Here is a 1,531-nt window from a genome sequence, read left to right on the forward strand (position 1 = left end):
CTCAAACTTCGCACATAAATAATTAGGTTCAATAGTTGATGCTATTTGGTTCTTCTCGATTTCAATAAGAACCTTGACATACTTTTTTTAGATACAAAAAACACCTCATTCTTTGGTATAGTGGATTTGTCGAGAATACACTACCAAACAGAAGAGGTGCTTCCATTATGATAGAGCATAATGACCAAAATAATCAACTACCAAAAGAATTAAAATCTGTGTTTCGTGAATTAGAGATCGTGAAACATCTTCGAAAAGCCGGTATTACTAAGAAGTTTGGCTTTACAACTTCCTATTTGTTTCAACTTGTTTTTTGTTTAATCTTTCATCATAAGAGTTGGTTCACCCTTTTAAATTCAAAGAAGGGAGACCGTTACCCTGCAAAGGACTCTGTTTATCGTTTCATGAATCATTCCAAGTTTGCATGGCGTCGCTTTTTAACGTATTTAAGTGTGCATGCCATTCAAAAGGTCGATCAACTGACGGATGTAACGCGTCCAAAAGTGTTGATCATTGACGATTCTATGTTTGATCGGAATCGGAGTAAAAAGGTAGAACTTCTTGCGCGTTGTATGGATCATTCATCTTTAACGAAACGCTTCTATAAAGGGTTTCGTATGCTTACTTTGGGTTGGTCGGATGGCTTTACATTTATGCCACTTGACTTCACGTTACTGAGTTCAAAAAATGCACAAATTAATGGGATTTCCGAGAATATTGACAAGCGTTCTTCCGGCTATAAACGACGTGTAGAAGCGTTGGAATCTGCTCCTACCGTTATTCCCAGTATGCTTGAAAGAGCATTACAAGCAGGTGTTTCCGCTGATTATGTGTTAATGGATACATGGTTTACGCAACAACCTCTTATTCAATCCATCGTTGAACTCGGTCTTGACGTCATTGGCATGGTGAAGGCAACGAATCAACGCTATTTGGTGAACGATCAAAGGCTATCTCTGAAAGAACTATACAAAGTTGCCACACCTGTTTCTGGCAAGAAAGGCATCATGCGATCGATTCAAACTACTATGGCAAATGGCATTCAAGTAAAGGTCGTGTTTATTCAAAACCGCAATAAAAAGAGCGAATGGCTTGCGATTCTCAGCACCGATTGTACGCTTTCTGAACAAGAAATCGTCCGTATCTATGGCATGCGTTGGGATATTGAAGTCTTTTTCAAGACGACAAAATCCCTATTACGCCTTCAGAAAGAATTTCAAGGCATATCGTATGATTTACTCATTAGCCACACAACGGTTGTGTTTTCCAGATACATCGTCTTGTCCTGGCAAAATCGTTGCCATAACGATCAACGAACATTAGGTGGCATTTTTTATGAATTATGTGATGAAGTCAACGAACTGGATTGGGCTGTCGCGTTACAGCAATTAATCGAGCTTCTTGAAGATGCCCTAAAAAAGACAAATAAAACAATCCAAAAATTAATCAAAAGTCAACTACAGCAGTGGATTAACGGTCTGCCTAACTATATCAAGGCTTATTTGTCGATTTCAGTCTGCGAAGTTTGAGT

Annotated in this window: 1 protein-coding gene; it reads left to right on the top strand. The window is 38.6% G+C overall.

From position 1 onward, the window contains the following. Positions 1 to 167: 167 nt before the first annotated feature. Positions 168 to 1,529 (top strand): IS4 family transposase, encoded by a 1,362-nt coding sequence (locus tag CRO00_RS19795; protein WP_097075402.1) that lies wholly within the window; start codon positions 168 to 170, stop codon positions 1,527 to 1,529. Positions 1,530 to 1,531: the final 2 nt, after the last annotated feature.

Source organism: Ureibacillus xyleni (genome assembly GCF_900217795.1).
Classification (GTDB): Bacteria; Bacillota; Bacilli; order Bacillales_A; family Planococcaceae; genus Ureibacillus; species Ureibacillus xyleni.